This window comes from Camelimonas lactis (assembly GCF_004342915.1).
GTDB classification, from domain to species: domain Bacteria; phylum Pseudomonadota; class Alphaproteobacteria; order Rhizobiales; family Beijerinckiaceae; genus Camelimonas; species Camelimonas lactis.
Genome location: NZ_SLWL01000001.1, coordinates 607,665 through 630,341, shown reverse-complemented (window position 1 = coordinate 630,341; position 22,677 = coordinate 607,665). Strand labels below are relative to the sequence as shown.

The 22,677-nt window shown below is 67.6% G+C and carries 18 protein-coding genes; 9 read left to right on the top strand and 9 right to left on the bottom strand.

Annotated elements, in window-relative coordinates; all coding sequences use genetic code 11:
• Positions 1 to 5 precede the first annotated feature (5 nt).
• On the bottom strand, positions 6 to 800 hold the full coding sequence (locus EV666_RS02670; RefSeq protein ID WP_132002504.1) for an SDR family NAD(P)-dependent oxidoreductase: 795 nt from the start codon (positions 798 to 800) through the stop codon (positions 6 to 8).
• Between the two features lie 421 nt (positions 801 to 1,221).
• Here EV666_RS02670 and EV666_RS02665 point away from each other — a divergent pair, with 421 nt between their 5' ends.
• The 4 genes from EV666_RS02665 to EV666_RS02650 all read left to right on the top strand — a co-directional run bounded on the left by EV666_RS02665 (position 1,222) and on the right by EV666_RS02650 (position 4,940).
• Positions 1,222 to 2,187 carry an ABC transporter substrate-binding protein gene (locus EV666_RS02665; protein WP_132002870.1) on the top strand — a complete coding sequence of 322 codons (966 nt, stop codon included), beginning with the start codon at positions 1,222 to 1,224 and terminating at the stop codon, positions 2,185 to 2,187.
• A gap of 114 nt (positions 2,188 to 2,301) precedes the next feature.
• Positions 2,302 to 3,054 (top strand): ABC transporter permease, encoded by a 753-nt coding sequence (locus tag EV666_RS02660; protein ID WP_245514164.1) that lies wholly within the window; start codon positions 2,302 to 2,304, stop codon positions 3,052 to 3,054.
• Entirely contained in the window at positions 3,042 to 3,794 is a 753-nt protein-coding gene (locus EV666_RS02655; protein WP_132002501.1) for an ABC transporter ATP-binding protein, read from the top strand. Before EV666_RS02660 ends, EV666_RS02655 begins: the two co-directional genes overlap by 13 nt.
• Positions 3,795 to 3,875: 81 nt before the next feature.
• The gene (locus tag EV666_RS02650) at positions 3,876 to 4,940 is read left to right on the top strand and encodes an ABC transporter substrate-binding protein (RefSeq protein ID WP_132002498.1); all 1,065 of its coding nucleotides are present in this window, start codon (positions 3,876 to 3,878) and stop codon (positions 4,938 to 4,940) included.
• A gap of 157 nt (positions 4,941 to 5,097) precedes the next feature.
• Here the strand turns inward: EV666_RS02650 and EV666_RS02645 are convergent, their stop codons facing one another.
• Together EV666_RS02645 and EV666_RS02640 are read right to left on the bottom strand one after the other, a co-directional pair.
• Positions 5,098 to 5,286 (bottom strand): hypothetical protein, encoded by a 189-nt coding sequence (locus EV666_RS02645; protein ID WP_132002495.1) that lies wholly within the window; start codon positions 5,284 to 5,286, stop codon positions 5,098 to 5,100.
• 852 nt (positions 5,287 to 6,138) lie between these two features.
• A complete protein-coding gene (locus EV666_RS02640) occupies positions 6,139 to 6,348 on the bottom strand; it encodes a hypothetical protein (RefSeq protein ID WP_132002492.1) in 210 nt (69 codons plus the stop codon).
• Positions 6,349 to 6,966: 618 nt separating this feature from the next.
• Here EV666_RS02640 and EV666_RS02635 point away from each other — a divergent pair.
• Both EV666_RS02635 and EV666_RS02630 read left to right on the top strand, forming a co-directional pair.
• Positions 6,967 to 8,118, top strand: coding sequence for an acyl-CoA dehydrogenase family protein (locus EV666_RS02635; RefSeq protein ID WP_132002489.1), 1,152 nt, complete (start codon positions 6,967 to 6,969; stop codon positions 8,116 to 8,118).
• Between the two features lie 202 nt (positions 8,119 to 8,320).
• On the top strand, positions 8,321 to 9,571 hold the full coding sequence (locus EV666_RS02630) for an ABC transporter substrate-binding protein (RefSeq protein ID WP_132002486.1): 1,251 nt from the start codon (positions 8,321 to 8,323) through the stop codon (positions 9,569 to 9,571).
• 45 nt (positions 9,572 to 9,616) lie between these two features.
• On the opposite strand, the gene EV666_RS02625 is transcribed toward EV666_RS02630, so the two are convergent.
• The 4 genes from EV666_RS02625 to epmA all read right to left on the bottom strand — a co-directional run bounded on the left by EV666_RS02625 (position 9,617) and on the right by epmA (position 13,615).
• Positions 9,617 to 10,522 (bottom strand): prephenate dehydrogenase, encoded by a 906-nt coding sequence (locus tag EV666_RS02625; protein WP_132002483.1) that lies wholly within the window; start codon positions 10,520 to 10,522, stop codon positions 9,617 to 9,619.
• 278 nt (positions 10,523 to 10,800) lie between these two features.
• Positions 10,801 to 11,355, bottom strand: coding sequence for a carboxymuconolactone decarboxylase family protein (locus tag EV666_RS02620; RefSeq protein ID WP_132002480.1), 555 nt, complete (start codon positions 11,353 to 11,355; stop codon positions 10,801 to 10,803).
• Positions 11,356 to 11,468: 113 nt separating this feature from the next.
• The gene (locus EV666_RS02615; RefSeq protein WP_132002477.1) at positions 11,469 to 12,533 is read right to left on the bottom strand and encodes a lysine-2,3-aminomutase-like protein; all 1,065 of its coding nucleotides are present in this window, start codon (positions 12,531 to 12,533) and stop codon (positions 11,469 to 11,471) included.
• A 2-nt stretch (positions 12,534 to 12,535) separates the two neighbouring features.
• The gene (epmA, locus tag EV666_RS02610) at positions 12,536 to 13,615 is read right to left on the bottom strand and encodes an EF-P lysine aminoacylase EpmA (protein WP_132002474.1); all 1,080 of its coding nucleotides are present in this window, start codon (positions 13,613 to 13,615) and stop codon (positions 12,536 to 12,538) included.
• A gap of 336 nt (positions 13,616 to 13,951) precedes the next feature.
• On the opposite strand from epmA, the gene efp reads away from it, so the two are divergent.
• On the top strand, positions 13,952 to 14,518 hold the full coding sequence (gene efp, locus EV666_RS02605; RefSeq protein ID WP_132002471.1) for an elongation factor P: 567 nt from the start codon (positions 13,952 to 13,954) through the stop codon (positions 14,516 to 14,518).
• 824 nt (positions 14,519 to 15,342) lie between these two features.
• Here the strand turns inward: efp and EV666_RS02600 are convergent.
• On the bottom strand, positions 15,343 to 16,815 hold the full coding sequence (locus EV666_RS02600; RefSeq protein WP_132002468.1) for a glycoside hydrolase family 15 protein: 1,473 nt from the start codon (positions 16,813 to 16,815) through the stop codon (positions 15,343 to 15,345).
• Entirely contained in the window at positions 16,796 to 19,003 is a 2,208-nt protein-coding gene (locus EV666_RS02595) for a glycoside hydrolase family 3 N-terminal domain-containing protein (protein WP_132002465.1), read from the bottom strand. The genes EV666_RS02600 and EV666_RS02595 overlap by 20 nt, the downstream gene beginning before the upstream one ends.
• A gap of 421 nt (positions 19,004 to 19,424) precedes the next feature.
• On the opposite strand from EV666_RS02595, the gene EV666_RS02590 reads away from it, so the two are divergent.
• Positions 19,425 to 21,275 carry an ABC transporter ATP-binding protein/permease gene (locus EV666_RS02590; protein ID WP_165909872.1) on the top strand — a complete coding sequence of 617 codons (1,851 nt, stop codon included), beginning with the start codon at positions 19,425 to 19,427 and terminating at the stop codon, positions 21,273 to 21,275.
• Entirely contained in the window at positions 21,276 to 22,547 is a 1,272-nt protein-coding gene (locus EV666_RS02585; RefSeq protein ID WP_245514163.1) for a glucoamylase family protein, read from the top strand. It begins immediately after the preceding gene.
• Positions 22,548 to 22,677: the final 130 nt, after the last annotated feature.

The window sequence follows — 22,677 nt, the reverse complement described above, 5'->3', positions numbered from 1 at the left end:
CCGGTTTAGCCCACCCGCATCTTGCCGGCGTAGGGCAGCGAACTGGACAGGCCGCCATCGACCGGGAAAGCCTGGCCATTGACGTAAGAAGCGTCATCGCTGGCGAGGAACAGCGCCATCGCCGCGATTTCATGCGGCTGGCCAGGGCGGCGCAGCGGGTTGAGCTGGCCGATCTTGTCCTCGGTGCCGCGTTCCTTCGCCCCATCGAAGATCGGTTTGGTCATGCCGGTTTCGATCAGGCCAGGGCAAATGGCGTTGACGCGCACGCCCGTGCCATACAACGACGCCGCCGTTGTCTGCACCAGGGAAATCACCCCCGCCTTCGAGGCGCTGTAGGGATTGCCGCCGGCGTTGGCGCGCAGGCCGGCCACCGACGCGGTGCAGATGATCGAGCCGGCGCCCGCCTTCACCATGTGCGGCGCGCCATGCTTGATGGCGAGAAACGGCCCGATCAGATTGACCCGCAGCACCTCCTGCCAGTGCTCCACTGTCTGCTCGAACAGGGGCACAAGCCCGCCGCTGATGCCGGCGTTGGCGAACAGCACGTCGAGCCCGCCCAGATGCGCGACCGCTTTACCGATGAAGTCGACAACCTCATTTTCGGAGCCGCCGTCGGCGGAAAGGGCAAGAATCTCGAAACCTTCCTTGCGGGCCAGCTCAGCCGTTTCGCTCACTCCGGCGGCGTTGCGGTCCACCGCCACCACCTGCGCGCCTTCACTGGCGAACAGGCGGGCGCTGGCCCGGCCGATGCCGCTGCCGGCGCCGGTGACAATGGCGCGTTTGCCCTCAAGACGTCCCATGAATGTTCTCCCTGTGCTTCTGCTGCTTTGCCGGCCGACCTTCTGGAACGCTCTTCCCCGCGACCGCCACGCCGCGCATGAAACATGCGCGGGCTGAAAATTGTTATTACATTTTGCAGCGGACGCACGCCCGACTTTCTGACCACGCGGGGAAACCGTACGTCCACGACGGCGGGACCGGTTGTCTCGCCAGCGGTGGCGTGAATAGCCACGCATTATTCACATCAACGATTGTGATTTATATATTTCCCCTTACACGGACGCTAAAATATGCTAGCCCGGTGCATCCCATGGAGGAACGGTCGCCATGCCACAGGCTTCGCAGCATTTTACTTCAATCGGTCACCGGCTGGCCGGCTTTTTCCGGGCCGGGGCTGCGGTCGGGCGCGGCGTGGCCATCGCTGCGGCGCTGACGCCGGTCATGCTCGCCTCCGCCCAGGCTGAGACGCCGGTGCGCATTGGCTATATCCCGATTATCGGCGCCGCGCCGGTCGTCGTCGCCGACAAGGAAGGCTGGCTGAAGGCCGATGGCGTCAAGCCGACCTTCACCGTGTTCGAGTCCGGCCCGAACATGATCCAGGCCCTCGCCTCCGGCACCATCGACGTCTATGTCGCCGGCATCGCGCCGCTGGCCGTCGCCCGGTCCAAGGGCATCGACGTCAAGGTTGTCGCCGCCACGGCCATTGAGGAAATGACGGTGATGGCCGGGCCGAAGCTGGCCCCGTATTTCGAGGGCGGCAAGCCTGCCGCGGAAGCCTTCAGGGCGTTCCGTGCAAAAGAAGGCAAGCCGGCCCGCCTCGCCACCCAGCCGCCGGGCTCGGTGCCGGACACCACCCTGCGCCACTGGCTTGACCGGGTGAACAAGGTGGACAAGGCCGATTACCAGATCGTGCCCATGGGCATCGACGCCACCCAGCAGGCGCTGCTGGCCGGCGCGGTCGACGGCGCCACCGTGCGCGAACCTGCCGACTCGATCATCGCCGCCCGCAATCCGGCCATCAAGATCGTCGCGCTCGGTGGCGACATGTTCCCCACCCAGCCCGGCACGGTCATCGCCGTTTCCGGCGCCTTCCTGAAGGCGCACCCGGAGGCGGTGCAGTCGCTGGTCAACGCCAGCGTGCGGGCGATCAAATTCATCAAGGACGAGCCGGCGAAGGCGTCGCCGCACATCGGCCAGGTGCTCGGCAAGGGTCTGATACCGGACGCGGTCGTGCAGAAAGCGCTGGCCTCCCCGGCCACGAAGCTGGAGGCCGATCCGAAGATCATCATCGAGCCGACGGCGAAGATGCAGGCCTACCAGGTGGAGCTGGGCACGGTGCCGGAAGCCGCAGCCCTGGACGGCCTGTTCGACCCCTCCTTCTATGAGAAGGCAAAAGCTGGCAAATAACATCGGCAGGCGCGGCCGCCGCGCCCCGAAAGCCCGGTCTCCTGCCCGGGCGTATCCCGCCAGCTGGTCCCGGCGCGGACGCCAGTCCGTTCCTGTGGACCTGGAGTGATATCGTTGAAAAATTCCAGGCCATACATCCTCGGTCTTGCCGGGCTGGTCGCCTTTCTGGGGCTGTGGGAGCTTGCGCCGCGCCTCGGCCTCGTCAATCCGATGCTGCTGCCGGCGCCCAGCGCCATTCCGGCGGCGTTGCGCGGCGAGATCGCCTCCGGCATGTGGCAGGAAGCCATGGCCAGTTCCATCGGCCATTACCTGATGGGTCTTGCCATCGGCTCCGCCTGCGGCGTGGCGCTCGGCGTCGCCACCGGCATGTTCCGCGTGGCCGAGGAGTCCGTGGCCTGGGTGGTGCGGCTGCTGCGGCCGATTCCAGGTCTCGCCTGGGTGCCGTTCGCCATCATCTGGTTTGGCGTCAACGCCCCGGCGGCGATCTTCATTATCGCCATGGGCGTGTTCTGGATCGTCTATTTCGCCACCTTCGGCGCCGTGCGCTCGGTGGATCGCGACCTGCTGGAAGTGGCCGACGCCTTCGGCTTCCGCTCCGCCTGGTCCCGCCTCGTCAAGATCATCCTGCCCGCCGCCATTCCCGGCATTTTCGTCGGCCTGCGCACCGCCCTCGGCCAGGCCTGGATGGCCGTGGTCGCGGCGGAAATTTTCGGCGTCTTCGGCCTCGGCCAGCGCATGATGCAGGCCTCCAGCCTGCTCGCCACCGATATCGTGGTGGTCTACATGCTGACCATGGCCGTGCTCTATGGCCTGATCGACACCGGCTTCATGCGTCTCCAGAACTGGCTGCTGCGATGGAAACCATAATCGACATCCGCGGCCTCGGCCTGACATTCGAGCAGAACGGCCGCAAGACGGAAGTGCTGCGCGGGCTCGACCTGCAGGTGCGCCGGGGCGAGTTTGTCGCCATCGTCGGCCCCTCCGGCGTCGGCAAATCGACCCTGCTGCGCGTCATGATCGGCCTCGCCAAGGCCAGCAGCGGTTCGGTGAAGCTCAACACGCGGCCAGGCCCCGTGCCGGCGGCGCTGGTGTTCCAGGACGCGCGGCTGCTGCCGTGGCGCAAGGTGGTCAGCAATGTCGCCTTCGGTCTGGAGCATCCCGGCGTCTCGCGGGCCGAGCGGCGCAAACGCGCCCATGAGGCGCTGGAATTCGTCGGCCTCGACAATCTGGCCGAACGCTGGCCGCACCAGCTGTCCGGCGGTCAGCGCCAGCGCGTCGCCCTCGCCCGCGCGCTGGCGGCCGGCTCGGACATCCTGCTGATGGATGAGCCATTCTCCGCCCTCGACGCCATCACCCGCGAGAATTTGCAGAACGAACTGCTGCGGGTGTGGCAGGCGACCGAGCGCACCATCCTGTTCGTCACCCACGACATGGACGAGGCGGTCTATCTGGCCGACCGGGTCATCGCCATTGTCGGCGCGCCCGGTGAGGTGCGCTCGTCGATCGAGGTGACGGCGCCGCGCCCGCGCCGCCGCAGCGATCCGGAATTGCAGGCGATCATCCGCCGGCTGCGCTCCGACCTGGCGGCGGATTCCGCCGCGTTGTGACCAGGGGCGCGCCGGCGACGGCGGCCGCGAATTGCCATGTGTCCCTTGCGGGCCATTTATCCCTGAGGGAAAGGAGACATCATGTCTGAAGGCGCCAGAATTTCCGCCCTCCGCTTTTCCCGCCGCCAGGCGCTTGGCGCCCTGGCCGGCGCCGCCGCCCTGCCGTTCGCGGCCCCGGCCCGCGCCGCCGCGCCTGTCCCGGTGCGGGTCGGCTATGTGCCGGTGATCGGCGCCTCCGCCTTTTATGTGCTCGACAGGGCCGGCTGGGCCAAAGACGCGGGGCTGGCCATCACCGCCACCAAATTCGATTCTGGTCCCGCCGCCATTTCAGCCCTCGCCTCCGGCACGCTCGACGTGCTGGCGATTGGCGTCGCGCCGGTGGCCGTCGCCTTCTCGCGCGGCATCGACGTGCGGATCATCGCCGCCGGCGGCATCGGCGGCTCCCTGTTCCTCGCCGGCGGCCCGCTGGCGAAGGCTTTCGCGGACGCCCAGGGCAATCCGGCTCAGGCTTTCGCGGCTTTCCGCAAGGCCAACGGCAAACCGGCCCGCATCGGCGCGCTGCCGCCCGGCGCCGTGCCAACCACCGCCTTCCGCTACTGGCTGAAGCAGAACCGGGTCGACCCGACCGATCTCGAGATCATCACCATGGGCATCGAGGCGACGCAGCAGGCGTTGCTGGCCAACGCCATTGACGGCGGCCAGGTGCTGGAGCCGGCGGCAACCATCGTGCAGCAGCGCATCCCCGCCGCCCGGGTCATCGCCACGGCGCCACAGATGCTGCCAAACGCGCCGGGTGTGGTCTACGCCGCCACCGGCGCCTTCATGCGCGCCCAGCCAGCAGCGGTCGATGCGCTCCTGAAGCTGGCGATCCGCGCCACGGAACTGGTGCGCAACCGGCCAGCCGAGGCGGCCCCTTATGTGCAACAGGTCCTTGGCTCTGGCCTGGTGAGCACCACCGTGCTGGAAAAAGCCCTTGCTTCCCCCGCCGTGTCCTTCGTCGTCGATCCCCACGACATCGTGCCGACCACGCGCGAGATGCTCGATTTTCAGGTCGAACTCGGCGACTTCAAAAGCGCGCCGAAAACCGATGGCCTGTTTGATTTCGGCCCGTGGGAGCGCGTGCAGGGCGGCGCCGGGAAAAAATAGCGCCCCCCCGAGCCGCCGCCTCGCCCAGCCGGACATGACGTGCAGCGGCGCCGCAGCCTTTGCGACGCCGCTGCGCCCCGCCGCCCGCACCCGCAGGGACGGACGACGACCAATCGCGCGGCCCCGCAACGCGCGGAGCCGCCTGGCATTCAGCGCGTCACTCCGCAGGCGCCGTTGCCCCAAGCGCGCATGCGGCCTGTTCCCAGAAATTACTCACATTATGGCAACGCACGGCGCATTGGGCCTGGTTGCCGCCAGTGAACGCGCAGGCCTGGGCGCCGGCCCAGGGCGAGAAGGCGAGGGTCATCGCAAGCGCGGCCACGCCTGCGCGGATCAGCTTGTTCATGTGTTTCTCCATCTGCGAGGGGACTACCTGCCTGACTTCAACGCCCGGATTTATGCGCAGCCGGCGGCCTGGCGCTGATGATGCAGGTCGTGTGCATCCAGCCGGGCTCGATATGACTGCACGCCGCCGCGCAATCGCCGGACATGCCAGAGACGGCGCAGGCCTGCGCAGGCGCTGTCGCGAAGACGAAGCTGGTCATCGCCAGAATTGCCGAAAGAATAGCGGGGAATTTCATCAAACCCTCCCATAATTAACTTTATGCGGAAATGCGTGTACCTCTTCGCACTTGTTTTAATTGCCCCAACAACTGAACTTTGACGATCGCTAAATGTGGACGCGGCCTGCGTCGTGACCTGCCGAACGCGCCAGGCGTCGTCTACGCCACCGGCGCCTTCATGCGCGCCCAGCCAGAAGCGGTCGATGCGTTCCTGAAGCTGGCGATCGCGACAGGAAACGGGTCCGCAACCGGCCCGCCCCGCCGGGACCGGCCTTTATGTGCAGCAGGTTCCTGGCTCCGGTGAGCGCCGCCGTGCTGGAAAAAGCCTTTTGCATCCCCAGCCGCATCCTTCGTCGTCGATCCCCACGACATCGCGCCGGCGACGCTTGAGACGCCCGATTTTCAGGTCGAACCGGGGAAACTTCAAAGGCGCGCCAAAAGCCGGCGGCCTGGCTGATTTCGGCCCATGGGAGCGCGCGGAAGGTGGAGAAAAAACAGAAAAATAACAGCGGCGACCTGCCGGCCGCCTGCCACCCGCGCCGGCCCGGCTGGTGTGGATGCGGAGCGGCGCACGGCTTGCGGCGTCGCTCCGCGGAGTAATATCAGATCAGCATCAACGGATATTGCGTCAGGAGTCAGCGCATTGCCTCCGGATCTGGCCGGGGAGCTGGCGCGGCCCCCAGCGAGCAAAGCATCTGCTCCCAGAAGTTCCTGACCTTATAGCAAGCTTCAATGCATTCGATGTTACTGCCGCCGCGGATCATGCAGGCCTGGGCGCTGGTCCAGGGAGCCGCGACGCACCCCATTGTCAGCACGACCATCGTCGCGCGCATCAGCTTCTTCATGTGTCTCTCCATAAAATATCGCCGGGGAGTCGTATCGCCAGCGCAAGGCGGCGCGCCACGTGGCCGCGCCTTCTGGACATCGGGGGGAACAGATCGCCGGCTTCAGCGCGCCGGCGCATCTGCGGCAGGCGGCGTGGCGCCAAGGATGCAGAGCGTATGCCGCCAGCCAGGCGCGATCGTGCTGCACGCCTCATCGCAATCGCCGGATACGGCGGAAAGCGCGCAGGCGCGCGCGGGCGCCGTGGCGGCGACAGCGCAGAAAGTCACAAGGAGCACCACAAAGGCATTCAAAATTCTCATCACAACCTCATGTAATTTTGAAAACAACCCATAAGAAAATATGAAATTTTCTTATGGACCCGCCTTTGGTCCCGAAACGAATTTATGCCTACCACCGGCTTCGAACTGCGCGCTTTCGTCCAGGTTCACCATATGGCAGGCCGCCGGCGGTGGCCGGACCGGCGCGCTCCGCCCGCGGGCGTTTGCGAAAGCCCCGGCCGTCAGAAAACCCGTTTGCCGATGCCCCGGAATGCGCTATCTGGACGGGATGCGAAAATGGCTTTCGCAACCTGTGCGAAGCCACCGACCAGATCCGCCGCGCGACGAAGAGGGGACATTATGGCGCTCGAACCGGAAACCTTCAGGCAACTGCTTGACACTGTTGAGCGTTTCGTCCGCGAGCGCCTGATCCCCAACGAAGAGCGCGTCGCCGAAACCGACGAGATTCCCGAAGACATCCTCGCCGAAATGCGTGAGCTTGGCCTCTATGGCCTGTCCGCGCCGGAAGAGTTCGGCGGGCTTGGCCTGACCATGGCCGAGGAAGCCGAGGTGGTTTACCTGCTTGGCCACGCCTCGCCGGCGTTCCGCTCGGCCATCGGCACCAATGTGGGCATTGGCTCGCAGGGCATCGTGCTCGACGGCACCGAGGAGCAGAAGAAAGAGTGGCTGCCCAGGATCGCCAGCGGCGAGGTCGTGGCCTCCTTCGCCCTCACCGAGCCAGAGGCCGGTTCGGACTCCGCCTCGGTGCGCACGCTCGCCCGCAAGGATGGCGATCATTACGTCGTCAACGGCTCCAAGCGCTTCATCACCAATGCGGCCCGCGCCGGCATGTTCACGCTGATGGCCCGCACCGGCGGCCCCGGCGCCGGCGGCATCTCGGCCTTCATCGTTCCGGCTGACCTGCCTGGCATCAAGATCGGCAAGTCCGAGAAGAAGATGGGCCAGCAGGGCGCCCACATCCATGATGTGATCTTCGAGGACTGCCGCGTGCCGGCCGCCAACATCATCGGCGGCAAGGAAGGCCAGGGTTTCAAGACCGCCATGAAAACCCTTGAGAAGGGCCGCCTGCACATCGCCGCCCTGTGCTGCGGCGTCGCCAGCCGCCTGATCGAGGAGAGCGTCCGCTACGCCTCCGAGCGCAAGCAGTTCGGCCAGGCCATCGGCGAATTCCAGCTGATCCAGGCCATGCTCGCCGACAGCAAGGCCGAAGCCTACGCCGCCCTGTGCATGGTGCGCGACGCAGCGAGGAAGCGCGACGCCGGCGAGCCGGTCGCCACCGAGGCTTCGTGCTGCAAGCTGTTCGCCTCGGAAATGGTCGGCCGCGTCGCCGATCGCGCCGTGCAGATCCATGGCGGCTCCGGCTACATCCGCGACTACGCGGTGGAGCGTTTCTATCGCGATGTCCGCATCTTCCGCCTCTATGAGGGCACCAGCCAGGTGCAGCAGCTCATCATTGCCCGCAACCTGCTGAAGGAAGCGGCGAACGCCTGATCCGCACGCTGGCCACCAGTAACCAGCCGGGCCGTCCACCAGGACGACCCGGCTTTTTCTTTGCCCGCGCGGCCTGCCCCGGCGCGGCCCTCAAATTTGTTATAACAAATTCATTGCCGCTGCTGGCCACCGCCACCTATCCTGCCTGTCGAGACGACGAATCCGGGCCCCGGATCAAAGAGCGTCCATCCAGGAGGAACAGATGAACAAGGACACGTTCGCCACACCGTCCCGCCGCGACATGCTGCGCCTTGGCGGGCTCACCGCCCTGGGCGGCGTCGCCGCCGCCGCGGGCATTGGCGGCCTGGCCGCCCCCGCCCTCGCCCAAAAGGGCCAGTATGATACGGGCGCCGATGACAGGGAGGTGCGGATCGGCCAGACCCTGCCCTTCAGCGGCCCCGCCTCCTACATCGGCGTCTCCGGCCGCGTCCAGCTTGCCTACTTCGAACGGCTCAACAAAAAGGGCGGCGTGAATGGCCGCCAGGTGCGGCTGATCGCCCTCGACGACGCCTACAGCCCGCCCAAGACGGTGGAGGCGACGCGGCGGCTGATCGAGAGCGAGCACGTGCTGGGCACTTTCGGCTCCATCGGCACCGCCTGCCAGGCCGCCGTGCAGCGCTACATGAACAGCCGCAAGATCCCGCAACTGATGATCGGCACTGGCGCCGCCCGCTTCAACAACCCCAGGGAATTCCCGTGGACGACGCCTGGCAGCGCCCTTTACTCCACGGAGGCGCGGGTGCTGGCGCGCCACCTGCTGGCCACCAAGCCCGACGCCAGGATCGCCATTCTCCACCAGGTAGACGAGCTGGGGCGGGATTACCTGACCGCCTTCAGGGAGGAGCTGGGCGACAGGGCGAAAACCATGATCGTGGCGGAAGCCAGCTATGAAGTCGCCGACCCCACCGCCGACTCCCAGGTGCTGAAGCTGGCGAGCACGAACGCCAGCGTATTTCTCAATCTCACCGTCGGGAAATTCGTCTCGCAGTCGCTGCGCAAGGTGCAGGAAACCGGCTGGCGGCCGGACCAGTACCTGCTCAGCGGCTCGGCAACGATCTCGCTGCTCAAGCCCGCCGGAAAGGGCGGCGAAGGCGCGCTGGCGCTGCGCTCGGTGCGCAGCATTTCCAGCCCACGCTGGAAGAACGACCCGGCGGTGATCGACTATTTCAGCCTGCTGGACGCCCATCTGCCCAATCTGGACCGGACCGACAACCTTGGCTTCGCCGGCTATTCCATGGCCAACGTGCTGCACCAGATGCTGGAGCGGTGCGGCGACAACCTCACCCGGGATAACCTGCTGAAGGTGGCCACCAACCTCACCGACATGACCGCGCCCATCAACCTGCCCGGCGTCAATTTCAGCACGACGCCAGAGGATTACGCGCCGCTCAGGAATTATGAGCTGTCACGCTATGAGAATGACGACTGGACCGGCATCAAGGTGCTGTCCTGATCGTCAGGGCTGGAGCGCCAGGGAAACCGGCGCTCCATTCCCGCCTCAGGACGCCGCCGCCACCCTCGCGCACGGCTGCGGCTCCACATCCGTCAACGCCGCGCGCCGCGCCGCCAGATCGTCGCGCAGCGCAACGGCGGCTTCAAAGAACTGTTCCTGCACGCCGGCGACAAAGGGATTGCGCAGGGCGATGGCGTCGAACACCGCCGGATTGTCGCGCCGCACCATGTCCACCGCCTGCATCAGCAGCGCGTAGCTGCGGGTGGCCATGCGCGTCGGGCGTTCATCGAGCGACGCCACCAGCCGCGCCACCATGTGGGTGACGCCCTGCACCATGGCCATCTCGCGGTCGTGCTCATCCGGGGTGGCGAATTGCGTCTCCAGGCCAAAACCGGCCTTCAGCAGCGCCGCCAGCCGGAACACCCGGCGCCCGCGCACCGGGCAAACCACCAGCCGCAGCCCGGCCAGCCCGTCGGCGGCGCTCTGCGGCCCGAACAGCGGGTGCAGCCCGGCGATCTCCACGTGCGCCGGCAGATTGGCCACCATGTCGGCCACCGGCTGCACCTTCACCGAGCCCACGTCGACAACGAGCGTCCCGGGGCGCAGCCAGGGGGCGATCTGCCGACAGATCGTGGCCGTCGCCGCCACCGGCGCGGCCAGCACCACCAGGGGGCATGAGGCAGCCTCCGCCAGGCTTACCCGGGACAGGCTGCAGGACGCCGGCGGATATGCGTCGGCCGCCTCCGGCGCCGCGTCATGGGCAAGCAGGCGCACGCCCGCTGGCGCATAACGCGCGATCAGGCGGCCGAAGGCGCCGAAGCCGATGAGCCCAATGCGGGAAAAATCCGCCGGCGACGCAACAGCAACGTCAGGCGCAGCAGACGTCGCATCGGCGCAGCCGGATGCGTCAGAACCAAAACTGAAATCGGAAACAGCCGAAGGCGCGAACATGACAAGGCCCTTGTGCGGGCTGCGCGCCGGTAAGCTGGAAAGAAATGGTTCAACCGCCGGCGTCGCAGCGGTTGAACATGAGAATGCAGGCCGCTGTTATGTGAACAGCGGATAATAGCGACCGAAGTTGACGGCGGAGCGCGGAAGGCCCCGTGCGATCGTGCATGACATGGCCGGCGGGATAAGCCGCCGGCCGGCAAAAGTCAAATGAGAACAGACCAGATGCGGGACGCTGGCTCAGGCGCACCCTGCGCGCGGCCCGCCATCCACGCGCGCCTTCAGCGCTTCTCCATCCCCGGCAGATCCAGCCCGGCGGGGCGGCCGTCGTCCTCGATATCGACGTCGAAATTCTCCAGGAAGCGGCTCACCATCATGTAGAAGCCAATGGAGAACACCAGGTGCTGGGTGTGCTTCGGCCCAAGCTTTTCCAGCACCGGATTGAAGGTGGCGTCGGAGGCGCGGACGTTGTGGACGATGTCGTCGGTCAGACGCATCACCTGCTTTTCCAGTTCATTGAACGCCGCCGCGTCCGGCCCTTCGTGGATGGCGCGAATTTTCTCTTCCGGCATGCCATAGCTGCGGCAGATGGCTTCGTGCTGGTAAACCTCGTAGGAGGCCCTGCTCAGCACGCCAACCCGCACGATGGCGATCTCGCGCAGCACCGGATCAAGATCGGAATGGATCAGCAACTGGTTGCCGAACTTGACGAACTGCCCCATCAGCCGGCCGGAATGGCCCATCATCCGGAACAGGTTCAGCGGCGGCAATTTGGCGTAAATCTTCTCGACTTCGGCATCGGCTTCGGCGCGGTCGAAATAGGGAATGCGGGCCATGTTTCCTCCTGAAGCGCGTTATCGCGTTTGATCTGGTCCAGATATGCCGGAGGGCGCGGCGCCGCGCCAGAGGCTGTCCCGCCGCCCTGCCATGTCCGGGAAGCCCGGGCGGCTCACGCCTCGCCGTCGCCGGCAGGCGGATAACGGTGGGTTCGCCCCGAAGGGTCGGTCACCAGCGCGCCGCCAGCATGGTCCGGGTCGTCGCAGATATAGTTCGGCCCGATTGGCGATTTGCCGAAACCGCCTGGAATATCCAGCACATAGGTTGGCTGGGCGACGCCGGAGAGGCGGCCGCGCAGATCGCGCATCAGCCCCTGGCCTTCGGCGATGGTCGTGCGCAAATGGCTGGAGCCTGGCGCCAGATCGCCCTGGTGCAGATAATACGGCTTCACCCGGTTCTCGACGCAGGCGCGCAGCAGGGCCTCCAGCGCCGCCGCGTTGTCGTTGACGCCGCGCAGCAGCACGCTCTGCGACAGCAGCGGCACGCCGCCATCCGCCAGCAACGCCAGCGCCGCCCGCCCCGCCGGCGTGAACTCCCGGGCGTGGTTGACGTGCAGCACCACCCACGCCGCCTTGCCGGCGCCGCGCAGGGTCTGGACCAGTTCGGGCGTGATCCGCTCCGGCGCCACCAGCGGCACCCGGGAATGAAAACGCACGACGCGCACGTGATCGATGGCCGCCAGCCGCCGCATCACCCCGGCCAGCCGTCGCGGGCTGAGGATCAGCGGATCGCCGCCGCTGATCACCACCTCCCAGATCTCCGGGCGGCTGGCGATACAGGCGAAGGCGGCGTCCAGTTCGTCTGGCGTCAGCATGGCCTCGCCGCCCTGCCCGACCATTTCGCGGCGGAAGCAGAACCGGCAGTAGACCGGGCAGACCGAGGCCAGCTTGAGCAGCGCCCGATCCCTGTAGCGGTGCACCAGACCAGGCGTCGGGCTGTGAACGTCGTCGCCGATGGGATCGGCGCGCTCCACGGCCAGGGTCGTCAGCTCTTCGGTCCGGGGGATGAATTGCAGCGCCATGGGGTCATCCGGCGCATGGGGTGGAATGAGGTCCGCCATGGCGGGCGTCACCGCCACCGCATAGCGCGCCGCCACCTGCTCCAGCTCCACGCGCGCGCCATCATCGGCCAGGCCGGCCGCGACCAGTTCATCGACGCGGGTCAGGCTCTTGCGCATGCTTATGGGTCCTGCGCCACCGGCGTCCAGATCACGTCATCGACGCGTTCGGCGCCCGTCGCCAGCATCACCAGCCGGTCAAGGCCCAGGGCGACGCCGCTGGCCACCGGCATATGCGGCAGCGCCGCCAGGAAGTCCTCATCGAGCGGATAACGCTCGCCATAGACGCGCGCCTTCTCGTCCATGTCCGCCGCAAAACGGCGGCGCTGCTCGTCGGCGTCGGTGAGTTCGCCGAAGCCGTTGGCCAGTTCCACGCCGCAGGCGTACAGCTCGAAGCGTTCGGCGAAACGCGGATCATCGGCCCGGCGCCGCGCCAGCGCCGCCTCGCTGGCCGGATAATCGCACAGCAGCGTCGCCCGGCCCTGGCCCAGATGCGGTTCGATACGCTCCGACAGCACGCGGGAGAACACATCCGACCAGCCGTCGTCCGCCACGGTGCGCACGCCAATGGCTTCAGCGGCGGCGCGGAAGCTGGTGGTCAGCGCGGCGTCCGCCGTCGCGCCGGCGGCAGGAAGGAACGCGACGAGATCAAGCCCGGCGTGGCGGCCAAACGCCTCCACCAGGGTCAGGCGCTCGGGCGGCAACGTCGGGTCGGCGCTGCGGCCGCGAAACCGCCAGACGCCATCCTGGCGCCCGCAACCGGCGGCGCGGGCCGTGGCGGCGGCGATGGCCAGCAACCGGGCGCAGTCGGTCATCAGCGCCGAAGGCGGCTCGCCGGCGCGATACCACTCCACCATGGTGAACTCGGGATGGTGCAGCGGGCTGACCTCGCGGGCCCGGAACACATGGGCGAAGGCGTAAATCTGCTCCTCCCCCGCCGACAGCAGCTTCTTCATGGCGAATTCGGGCGAAGTGTGCAGATACAGCGGCGGTTGCGGACCGCCGGCCCCGTCGCTGACCTGAAAGCCGTGCAGATGCGTTTCATTGCCGGGCGACACCTGCAAGGCGTTGGGGTCCACCTCAATGAAGCCCTGGTCATCGAAATACCGCCGCATGGCGGAAACGATCTGGCCGCGCGCCAGCAGGCGCGGGCGGCGGGCGGCGTGGCGGCCCGGCAGCCGCCAGAGGGCCTGGCTGCTCATCGCGCGCCGCTCCGGCGTCTCGCCATCCGGCGCAAAACAATGTACAGGCTTTTCATTCGCATCGATAACCCTGTGTTGCCCGTCATCCGGCGGCAGGTTTCGCCTGGTGTTTACATCACCGGCGCGCTTCTGTCCCGGCCGCCGTCAGGCCGTCATCAGGCCCGGGCCGCGTCGACACGGAGTTTTTCGCAACCAGGTCCGCGGGGCGCGCGCCCGGGCGGCGACGCCCGCCAGACGCTGTCCGGGTGACATCGCCAGACCTGGGCGTCCGCCGGTTTATCAGACGTCATGGCCGTCATCGCGGCTGCATGGCGACAATGTCATACGAGGTCACACGTGAGGGTCATCGCCAGTTCCGTCCGCAAGGGCAACGTCCTTGAGGTTGAGGGTCAGCTCTATACGGTCATTTCCGCCGAGAGTTTCTTCCCCGGCAAGGGCACGCCGACGACGCAGATCGACATGCGCCGCATTTCCGACGGCGTGAAGACCAGCCAGCGCTACAAGACCACCGAGCAGGTGGAGCGCGCCTTCGTTGAGGATCGCGATCACAGCTACCTGTACCAGGAAGGCGATCGCTACATTTTCATGAACCAGGAAAATTACGACCAGGTGGAAGTGCCGTCCGACGTGATCGGCGACCAGGCCATCTACCTGATCGAGGGCATGGTCGTGCAGCTGTCCATGTTCGAGGGCAACGCCGTCGCCATCACCCTGCCGCAGCGCGTGGTGCTGGAAGTGGTCGAGACCGAGCCCACCACCAAGGGCCAGACCGCCTCCTCGTCCTACAAGCCGGCCATCCTCTCCAACGGCGCCCGCACCACCGTGCCGCCGCACATCGAAACCGGCACGAAGATCGTCGTCATGACCGCCGACGGCTCCTATGTGGAGCGCGCCAAGGGCTGACGCGCCAGCGCCGGGATTTGCCGGCGCCACGACATGGCGGACACGATCCGCGCACGAGGGGCCCGCGGGCCCCTTTTTGCTGGGCGCATGTCAGGCGGCTTGCGCCAGTCATCCACCACTCACGCCGCCCGCCGCCACGCCCCCACCCGTCATGACCGGACATGCTCCCGATATCCACGCGGCCCGGCCAACACGGCGAGTAACCGCGGCAGCCGCATCGTCCGCGACAACAAACCCCTTACTCTTCAGACAAATAGCGGAACGTCTGGAATCATCCGCCCGGCCGTGCTGCGCCGGCGCCCGTTTCACCGCCCGCCCTGTCAGGGCAAGCCGGGACAGCCCAAAAAGCCGCGACGGCGCCACTGGCCATCACCCGGGCGACCAGACGGCAAATCGAGTCTGACGCCAGGAACTTGCCGGCAAAAGCGGAATCAGGACCTCAACCCGGAGCAGGCAACCCCCCTCCCGGCAAAATGATTTTGATAATAAAGACTTGCGCCACAAACCGGAATCATCCTGACAGCAAAAGCCACCCATGGCGGCGACCGGATAATCACCCGCCTGAATCAGTTCGCCAGATCACCGGCGCAACGCGCTGACATGACTCGCGCTTTTTCCCGCGCCTGAATCTTCACCAGAACTTCAGGACCGGCCCTGGCGACGCCGGATGCGCCTGGAGCGGAGCATCAACAATCCGGCGCATCGCCTGGAGGCGATTCCGTTTTCCCCGGGGCGCCAGACGGCCGGTCGACGCCACGGCCAAATCCGCTCATGCCCTGCCAGGAATCATGCCGTGAAAGTGTGAATCATCCGTTGCCGCCTTTTCAGTCGACGTCGCCGCCAGGGGCGTCACTGCCCATGGCGTCCAGCGCCTCGCCGCGCGCCGCCGCCGCTGTCAGGAAGGCGGCGTAGCTCCAGGTGAGATTGCGGGCGGAGCGGGGCGCGCCGGTCTCGCGGTCCGCCTGCTCGGCCATGGCTCCATCGGCCGGCGTCACCGCCCGCACCGACGCCAGCCCCATATCGCCGGCCCGCAGCAGCAGGCGCGCGACCGCGCCCGGCTCCTGCTCCGCCGCCTCGCCAAACCACAACGCCGGCGCGATCCGCTCCGGCGCCCGGCCCCGCGCGACAGCGGCGGCCAGCCGGTAGCGCAGCTCCGCCGCCGCCAGGGTAATCAGCGGCCAGGCCCCGCCGTCGAAATAGACATCAGCCGGATTGCGGCCGAGATGCGGGGCGCAGTGGGGCGAAAGCCGCCGGTTGAGCGCAAAGGCGGCGGCGTAGTGCGCCTCCAGCCGCAGCAGCGTTCCATGAACGAGCGGATCGCTGAGGCTGAACGGCCCATCCTCCAGGCCGGCGTGGATCACGCCAAGGATCACCGAAGCGTCGAGCAGTTTGCCCTCTGATACGGGCGCGCCGCCAGCCGCCGCGACGCGACTGATGATCCAGCCGCCCGCGCCTTCCGGCCTGCGCAGCCCGTCCAGGCGCCGCCACAGCTCCTCAGCGGCGGCTTCCCACAACCGCGCCCGGCCCATCAGCGACGCCTGGCGCCTTGCCGTCGCCGCCATGGGTGAAGACGTCCCCGCCACGGCCGCGCCGGCGCGCAGGGCGGCGTATTGCGTCAGCATGGTGTGGCAGTGAAAGCCTTCCTCCTCCTCCCACAGATCGACGCAGGGCCGGCCGGCGTTGCGCGCCACGCAATCCAGATCATCGGCGATCAGCTCCGCCCATTCCGGCGTCTGGCGGCGGTCGACGCAGCGCAGCAGCCCCAGCGCGCGCAGGGCCACCCCGTCATATTGCGGTCGCGACCAGCGGGTGATGTCGAGGGTTCCATCAGGGTTGAAGCGCACGTCGCCGCGCACGGCGTCGCCCCTGAGGCCCAGCACCTCGTCGGGGTCACGGACATACTGGAGAAACGCCGTGGCGACCCCATGCCACAGCGGCGTTTCCGCCAGCCGCGCCGCCCCGTCCAGCTCCGCCAGCCGCAGGCTGAAGTTCACGTATTGCTCCAGTTCCCATTCCGCCAGCTGGCCAAACTGCGGCGACGCCCGCAGCAGCCGCACCGCCTCCATGGCCAGCGCGCCGTCGCGCAACCAATGGAAGAAATAGTCCGGCTCCGGGTCCCAGTTGGCGTCGGCTGGCGAGGCCAGCACCGAGCCGGGGGCCGGCGTGATGACCTGGCCGAAGCCTGGACGCTGTTTGATGAGATGGGTGGCGGAAACAGCGCCGAACAGCCGTTCGGCCGCGCATTGCTGCTGGCGATCGAGCCAGTCGGTCAGGGGTTCAGCCGGCTGCCCGTCCATGTTCAGCTCCTTTCTGGGCCACCAGAACCCGCCGCAGGCAGCGCGCCGGGTCGACCTCTGGCTCCGCCGACGCCGCGACGATGATTTCCAGGAAGGATACAGCCGCCGGCGCCGGCGCCAGCCCCTCGCGGGTCAGCCAGTCACGGCTGACCTCGAACGAAACCCGCCGCGTCTCGCCCGGCCGCAGGGCGACCCTGGTGAAATCGCGCAGCAGCAGCAGCGGCCGCGTCCGCCCTGGAACCCGGACGCGGGCGAACAGAAACACCGTCTCGATCGCCGCTGTCCGCCCGTCCTGCGGCCAGCCGCCGGCGCCCGTCTCATGGCGCACCGCCAGGCTGATGGTCAGCGGCGACGTCGCTCCGGCCCGGTCCATGGCGCTGACCTGAAGATCGCTCCAGGAAAATGTCGCATAGCCAAGGCCGTGCCCGAAGGGGAATTGCGGCGCGATCGGCAGATCGGCGTAACCGTTGGAATAACGGGCGCCAGCTTCGTGCGGCCGGCCGGTGGGACGGCGGGCATAGAACACCGGAATCTGCCCGATGGCGCGCGGCCAGCTCACAGGCAGGCGGCCGGAAGGACTGGCGTCGCCGCTGAGCACGTCGGCGATGGCGCGCCCCGCCTCGCTGCCCAGCCCCCAGATCACCAGCACGGCGCAATCGGCCACGAACAGTTGCGGCGCCACCAGCGGCCGGCCGCAGGCCAGCAGCACGATCACCCGCGCGCCGGTGGCCAGCACCGCGTCCAGCAAGGCCTGCTGCCCATCCGGCAAAACCGGATTGGCCCGCGCCGCCGCCTCGCCGCTCATCGCCGCCGTTTCGCCAAGGCAGAGAATGGCGACGCCGGCGGCGCGGGCGGCGGCCGCCGCCTCCTGCGGGTCATCGCCGCAAACGGCGACGTCCGCTTGCGGCCAGGCGGCGCGCACGCCATCGGCAATGGTGACAATGGCCTCGACGTCGCCAGTTTCGGCCCAGGCGCCGCGCATGTCGGCGGCGGACGTGGCCAGCGCGCCGATCACCGCGAGGCGCGCCAGCTGGCGGGGCAGTGGCAGCGCGCCTTGCGGATCACGCAGCAACGTCAGCGATTCCCGCGCCGCCCGCCGCGCCGCCTCACGCCGGGAGGCAACCTGGACCGGCGTCGCCGGCGGGCAGACGCGCCAGGGATTTTCAAACAGCCCCAACGCCTGCTTCAGCCGCAGCACCCGCAGCGCCGCCGCGTCGATATCGGCCAGCGCCACCAGACCCAGCGCCGCCGCTTCGGCGAGATGGCGATGGTAGAGGCCGGAGACCATGTCCACGTCATTGCCGGCGTTGAAGGCAAGCGTCGCCGCCGCCAGGCCATCCTCCGCCGCGCCGTGGGCGATCAGCTCGGCCACGGCGTTATAATCGGTGATGGTGACGCCGCCGAAACCCCAGGTCTTGCGCAGCACATCCGTCAGCAGGGCGCGGTTGGCGGTCATCGGCGCGCCAGCGATATCCAGGAACGCCGGCATCAGCGCCGCCACGCCCGCCGCGACGGCGGCGCGGAACGGCGGCAGATAGTCAGCCGCCATGGCGTAGTCCGACACATCGGCGGAATCGTACTCGCGCCCGCCGACGCCGGCGCCATAGGCGGCGAAGTGCTTGACCGTGGCGGCGAGCCGGGCCTCATCGCGCAGGTCGTCGCCCTGAAAACCGGCGATTTTCGCCTGCGCCATGCGGGCGTTGACCAGCGGGTCCTCGCCGCCGCCCTCACAGATGCGCCCCCAGCGCGGGTCACGCGATACGTCGGCCATGGGCGCGAAGGTCAGCGCCACGCCGGCCTCCGCGGCTTCGCGCGCCGCGGCCGCCGCCGTCTCCCGCCAGATCCCGTCACTGAAGCTCGCCGCCTCGGCAAGCGGAATGGGAAACACCGTGCGAAACCCGTGCACCACATCGAGGCAAAACAGCAACGGCAGGCCGAGCCGGGTCTGCTCCACGGCCTTGCGTTGCAGGCCCGCCGCCGCGTCGCCCCAAACATTGAGCACCGACCCGATGCGCCCCTGATCGAGATCACGCAAACCACCCGGCGGGCCGGAGGGGCCGGTAATCACCGCGTCGGCGCTGACCATGTGCAACTGGCCGATTTTTTCGTCCAGCGTCATGCGCGTCAGAATGTCCTCCGGCGCGAGGCCAGCCAGAGGAGATGCTGAACGGCCCGGCTTGTGCGGCATGGCGGCTCCCGTATTGTGGCGGAACGCCCATCGGGAGGGCCGTTTCAGCCTGCGCCCGACAGCATGCCCGCACCCCGCCGGCCAGGCAATGGCGCCGCGGCGCCACCCGTCGCCTCCCGGGGCGGCGCAGGACGCCCGGTTGACGCCATAATGGGCGGGTTAACGGACGCGCGGTATCCTGTGTCCGAATCAATGGCGCGGCGCAGCTGGCGAACCAGAGTGGCCAGATCTGCATCTGGTAAAGTCCGCATCTGGTGAGGTCTGAATCTGGGAGCCCGGGCGCAAACACGCGAACGGCGATCTGGCGTGGAACCGGTTCTTGCCACGGGGCTTGATACGGTGGGCAGGCGCCCGCCCCTGATCTGGAGCCGCGCCTGATCGCGGACAAATGGAACCAGCCCTGGCGGCGTGGGAGCAATGGATGGCGAAGGCCAGCGAGAAAGCCGCCGACCCGAAAGCCCCGCATGCCGGTGGGGAAGCGGGGCGGCCGGAGGACAGCACGCGCGTTCTGATCGCGGACGTCATGCTGTTGCTGCGCTCGGCGCTGGTCTCGCCCGAGCGCAACCAGCTCGGCCTGCTGATCCTTGGCGTCGTCGTCGTGGTCAGCGGCGTCGCTTACATGCAGATCCGCCTCAACGCCTGGAACCAGCCGTTCTATGACGCGCTGTCGGCGCGCAATTTCAACGCCTTCCTGAACCAGCTCACCCAGTTCGCCTTCATCGCCGGCATTCTTTTGTGCCTCGTGGTGGCCCAGACCTGGCTTCAGGAAATGCTGAAGCTGGTGTTGCGCAAACAGGCGACGCGCGACCTGCTCGACCAGTGGCTGACGCCCGGCCGCGCCTACCGCATCAGCCGCGCCGGCGATATTGGGGTCAACCCGGACCAGCGCATGGCCGAGGACGTGCGCCATCTCACCGAGCTGTCGGCGCAGCTCGCCATTGGCCTGTTCCAGTCGACGCTGCTGCTGTTCAGTTTCGTCGGCGTGCTGTGGATGCTGTCGCGCTCGGTGGTGTTCACCTGGGATGGCCAGGAATTCTTCATTCCCGGCTACATGGTCTGGGCGGCGCTGTTCTATTCCGGCGCGGCCTCCTGGCTCAGCTGGATCTTCGGCCACAGGCTCATCGCCTACAACAGCGAGCGTTACGCCCGCGAGGCCGACCTGCGCGTCGCCATGGTGCGCACCAACCAGCATGTGGACGCCATGACCCTGGAGGGCGGCGAGGCGCACGAACGCAACACGCTGGAACAGCCGCTCAACAATGTGCTGGCCGCCATGCGCAATCTGGTGTCGGCGCTGACGCGCCTGACCTGGATCACCTCCGGCTATGGCTGGTTCGCCCTTGTCGCGCCCATCATCGTCGCCGCGCCGGCCTATTTCAGCGGCAAGCTCAGCTTCGGCGCGCTGATGATGGCGGTGGGCGCCTTCAACCAGGTGCAGCAGGCGCTGCGCTGGTTTGTCGACAATTTCGCCGTCATCGCCGACTGGCAGGCAACGCTGATCCGCGTCGTCTCCTTCCGTCAGGCGCTGATCGAGCTGGACAATCCGCCGGTGGACAGCCGGCCGCGCATCCATCGCGAAACCGGCGCGGCCGGGGAGCTGTCGCTGCGTCACGTGGAGCTGTACTGCAACAGCCACATCGCCAGGCTGGGCGAGGACGTGACTGTTCACCCTGGCGAACGGCTGCTGATCACCGGCGAGACAGGCGTCGGCAAAAGCACCATGTTCCGGGCGATCGCCGGCCTCTGGACGCGCGGCTCCGGCGACATCATCACGCCGCCGCGCGAGGAAATCGTCTTCCTGCCCCGTTCGCCCTTCCTGCCCGTCGGCCCCCTGCGCGATTCCATTCTCTACGCCTGCAGCGGCAAGGTGGCGGACGACGACATCATCACGGCGCTGGAGCGGGTCGGCCTCGACAAGCTGGAGAACCAGCTCGACCGCGCCGCCACCTGGGACCGCGAACTGCCGGTGGACCAGCAACAGCGCATCGCGCTCGTCCGCGCGATTCTGCAGCACCCCCGCTGGATCATCATGGATGAGGCCCTGCACCAGGTGGATCCGGCGTCCCGCCAGACCATACTGGACATTTTCCGCGAGGACCTGGCGGACGTCGGGCTGATCTACACGGGGCCGGAGGTGGAGAACCCGGCCATGTTCACCAGGATCGTCCGGCTGGAGCGCCAGGAGCGCGACGACCTTGCCGCCGCCGCCAACACCGCCGGCGACGCCCCCGAACAGCCAGAAGCCCGGAAAAAACAGCAGGAGAGCGCGTAAATGGCCAGTGGGCTTTTCCAAATGGCGCCTGTGCGGCGCGGTCTGGGCGACAACGCCCTGCTCGACGAAACGCAGCGCAACACCTTCCGTTACTTCTGGGATTTCGCCCACCCGGTCAGCGGCCTCGCCTATGAGCGCACCGATTTCTACCACAGCCGGCCCGACACGGCGGCGATCGGCGGCAGCGGCTTTGGCCTGATGGCCATTCTGGTCGGCGTCGAGCGCGGCTTCGTCACCCGGGCGGAGGCGGCTGGGCGGGTGCTGAAAATTGTCCGCTTCCTGATCAATGCGCCGACCTACCACGGCGCCTTCGCGCACTGGATCAACGGCGCCACCGGCGCCACCATTCCCTTCAGCCGCAAGGACGACGGCGCCGACATCGTCGAAACGTCCTACCTGATGATGGGCCTGCTGTGCGTGCGCCAGTATTTCCACCGCGACGACGCGGTGGAGGCGGAAATCCGCCACTGGGCCGACATTCTGTGGGGCGAAACCGAGTGGAGCTGGTTTACCCAGAACAACCAGGCCGTGCTGTTCTGGCACTGGAGCCCCAATCACGGCTGGGTGCTGGATCATGAGATTCGCGGCTGGAACGAATGTCTGATCACCTACGTTCTCGCCGCCTCGGCGCCGCGCTATCCCGCCCCGCCGCGCGTCTACCATCGCGGCTACGCCGAGGCGCGGGTGTTCGACAACCGCCGGAGCTACGAAGGGCTGGAGCTGCCGCTGGGACCGGACTGGGGCGGGCCGCTGTTCTTCGCCCATTACACCTTCATGGGCCTGGACCCACGCGGCCTCTCCGATCAATACGCCGATTACTGGACGCAGAACGTCCGTCACACCCAGATCAACCGGGCCTGGTGCATGCGCAACCCGCTCGGCTTCGCCGGCTATGGCCCCAACTGCTGGGGCCTCACCGCCACCGAAACCGACGCCGGCTACCGGGCGCTGTCGCCGACCGAAGACATGGGCGTCATCTCCCCCACCGCCGCCATCAGCTCCATGCCTTACACGCCCGACGAATCCCTGGCGGCGCTGCGCTGCTTCTACGAGGAGAAGGGCGACCGCATCTGGACCGATCTCGGCTTCGTCTCGTCATTCAGCGACGCGCGGGGCTGGGCCTCGCCCACCCACATAGCCATCGATCAGGGGCCGATCATCTGCATGATCGAAAATTATCGCAGCGGCCTGCTCTGGGAGCTGTTCATGAGCTGCCCCGAGATCAAAACCGGCCTCGCCCTGCTCGGCTTCACCCGCGCGCCGCGCGCCTGAAGGCTTTCGCAGCCCCCGCCTGATCAGGGGCGAAGCCGCAGAACCGGAACTTGCATGGGCGTCCGCTTGTTGCGGACACCCGCGCCCCGCCTTCCGGTCAACGACCAATCCCGGCCCTACGGCGGGAGCC

Excerpts from the sequence above, each read along its gene's own strand:
- epmA (WP_132002474.1), bottom strand. The coding sequence starts at position 13,615 with ATGAGCAGCCAGGCCCTCTGGCGGCTGCCGGGCCGCCACGCCGCCCGC.
- EV666_RS02650 (WP_132002498.1), top strand. The coding sequence starts at position 3,876 with ATGTCTGAAGGCGCCAGAATTTCCGCCCTCCGCTTTTCCCGCCGCCAG.
- EV666_RS02645 (WP_132002495.1), bottom strand. The coding sequence starts at position 5,286 with ATGAACAAGCTGATCCGCGCAGGCGTGGCCGCGCTTGCGATGACCCTC.
- EV666_RS02620 (WP_132002480.1), bottom strand. The coding sequence starts at position 11,355 with ATGGCCCGCATTCCCTATTTCGACCGCGCCGAAGCCGATGCCGAAGTC.
- EV666_RS02600 (WP_132002468.1), bottom strand. The coding sequence starts at position 16,815 with ATGGACGGGCAGCCGGCTGAACCCCTGACCGACTGGCTCGATCGCCAG.
- EV666_RS02625 (WP_132002483.1), bottom strand. The coding sequence starts at position 10,522 with ATGTTCGCGCCTTCGGCTGTTTCCGATTTCAGTTTTGGTTCTGACGCA.
- EV666_RS02635 (WP_132002489.1), top strand. The coding sequence starts at position 6,967 with ATGGCGCTCGAACCGGAAACCTTCAGGCAACTGCTTGACACTGTTGAG.
- EV666_RS02670 (WP_132002504.1), bottom strand. The coding sequence starts at position 800 with ATGGGACGTCTTGAGGGCAAACGCGCCATTGTCACCGGCGCCGGCAGC.
- EV666_RS02630 (WP_132002486.1), top strand. The coding sequence starts at position 8,321 with ATGAACAAGGACACGTTCGCCACACCGTCCCGCCGCGACATGCTGCGC.
- EV666_RS02585 (WP_245514163.1), top strand. The coding sequence starts at position 21,276 with ATGGCCAGTGGGCTTTTCCAAATGGCGCCTGTGCGGCGCGGTCTGGGC.
- EV666_RS02640 (WP_132002492.1), bottom strand. The coding sequence starts at position 6,348 with ATGAAGAAGCTGATGCGCGCGACGATGGTCGTGCTGACAATGGGGTGC.
- EV666_RS02665 (WP_132002870.1), top strand. The coding sequence starts at position 1,222 with ATGCTCGCCTCCGCCCAGGCTGAGACGCCGGTGCGCATTGGCTATATC.
- EV666_RS02615 (WP_132002477.1), bottom strand. The coding sequence starts at position 12,533 with ATGCGCAAGAGCCTGACCCGCGTCGATGAACTGGTCGCGGCCGGCCTG.
- EV666_RS02655 (WP_132002501.1), top strand. The coding sequence starts at position 3,042 with ATGGAAACCATAATCGACATCCGCGGCCTCGGCCTGACATTCGAGCAG.
- EV666_RS02590 (WP_165909872.1), top strand. The coding sequence starts at position 19,425 with ATGGCGAAGGCCAGCGAGAAAGCCGCCGACCCGAAAGCCCCGCATGCC.
- EV666_RS02595 (WP_132002465.1), bottom strand. The coding sequence starts at position 19,003 with ATGCCGCACAAGCCGGGCCGTTCAGCATCTCCTCTGGCTGGCCTCGCG.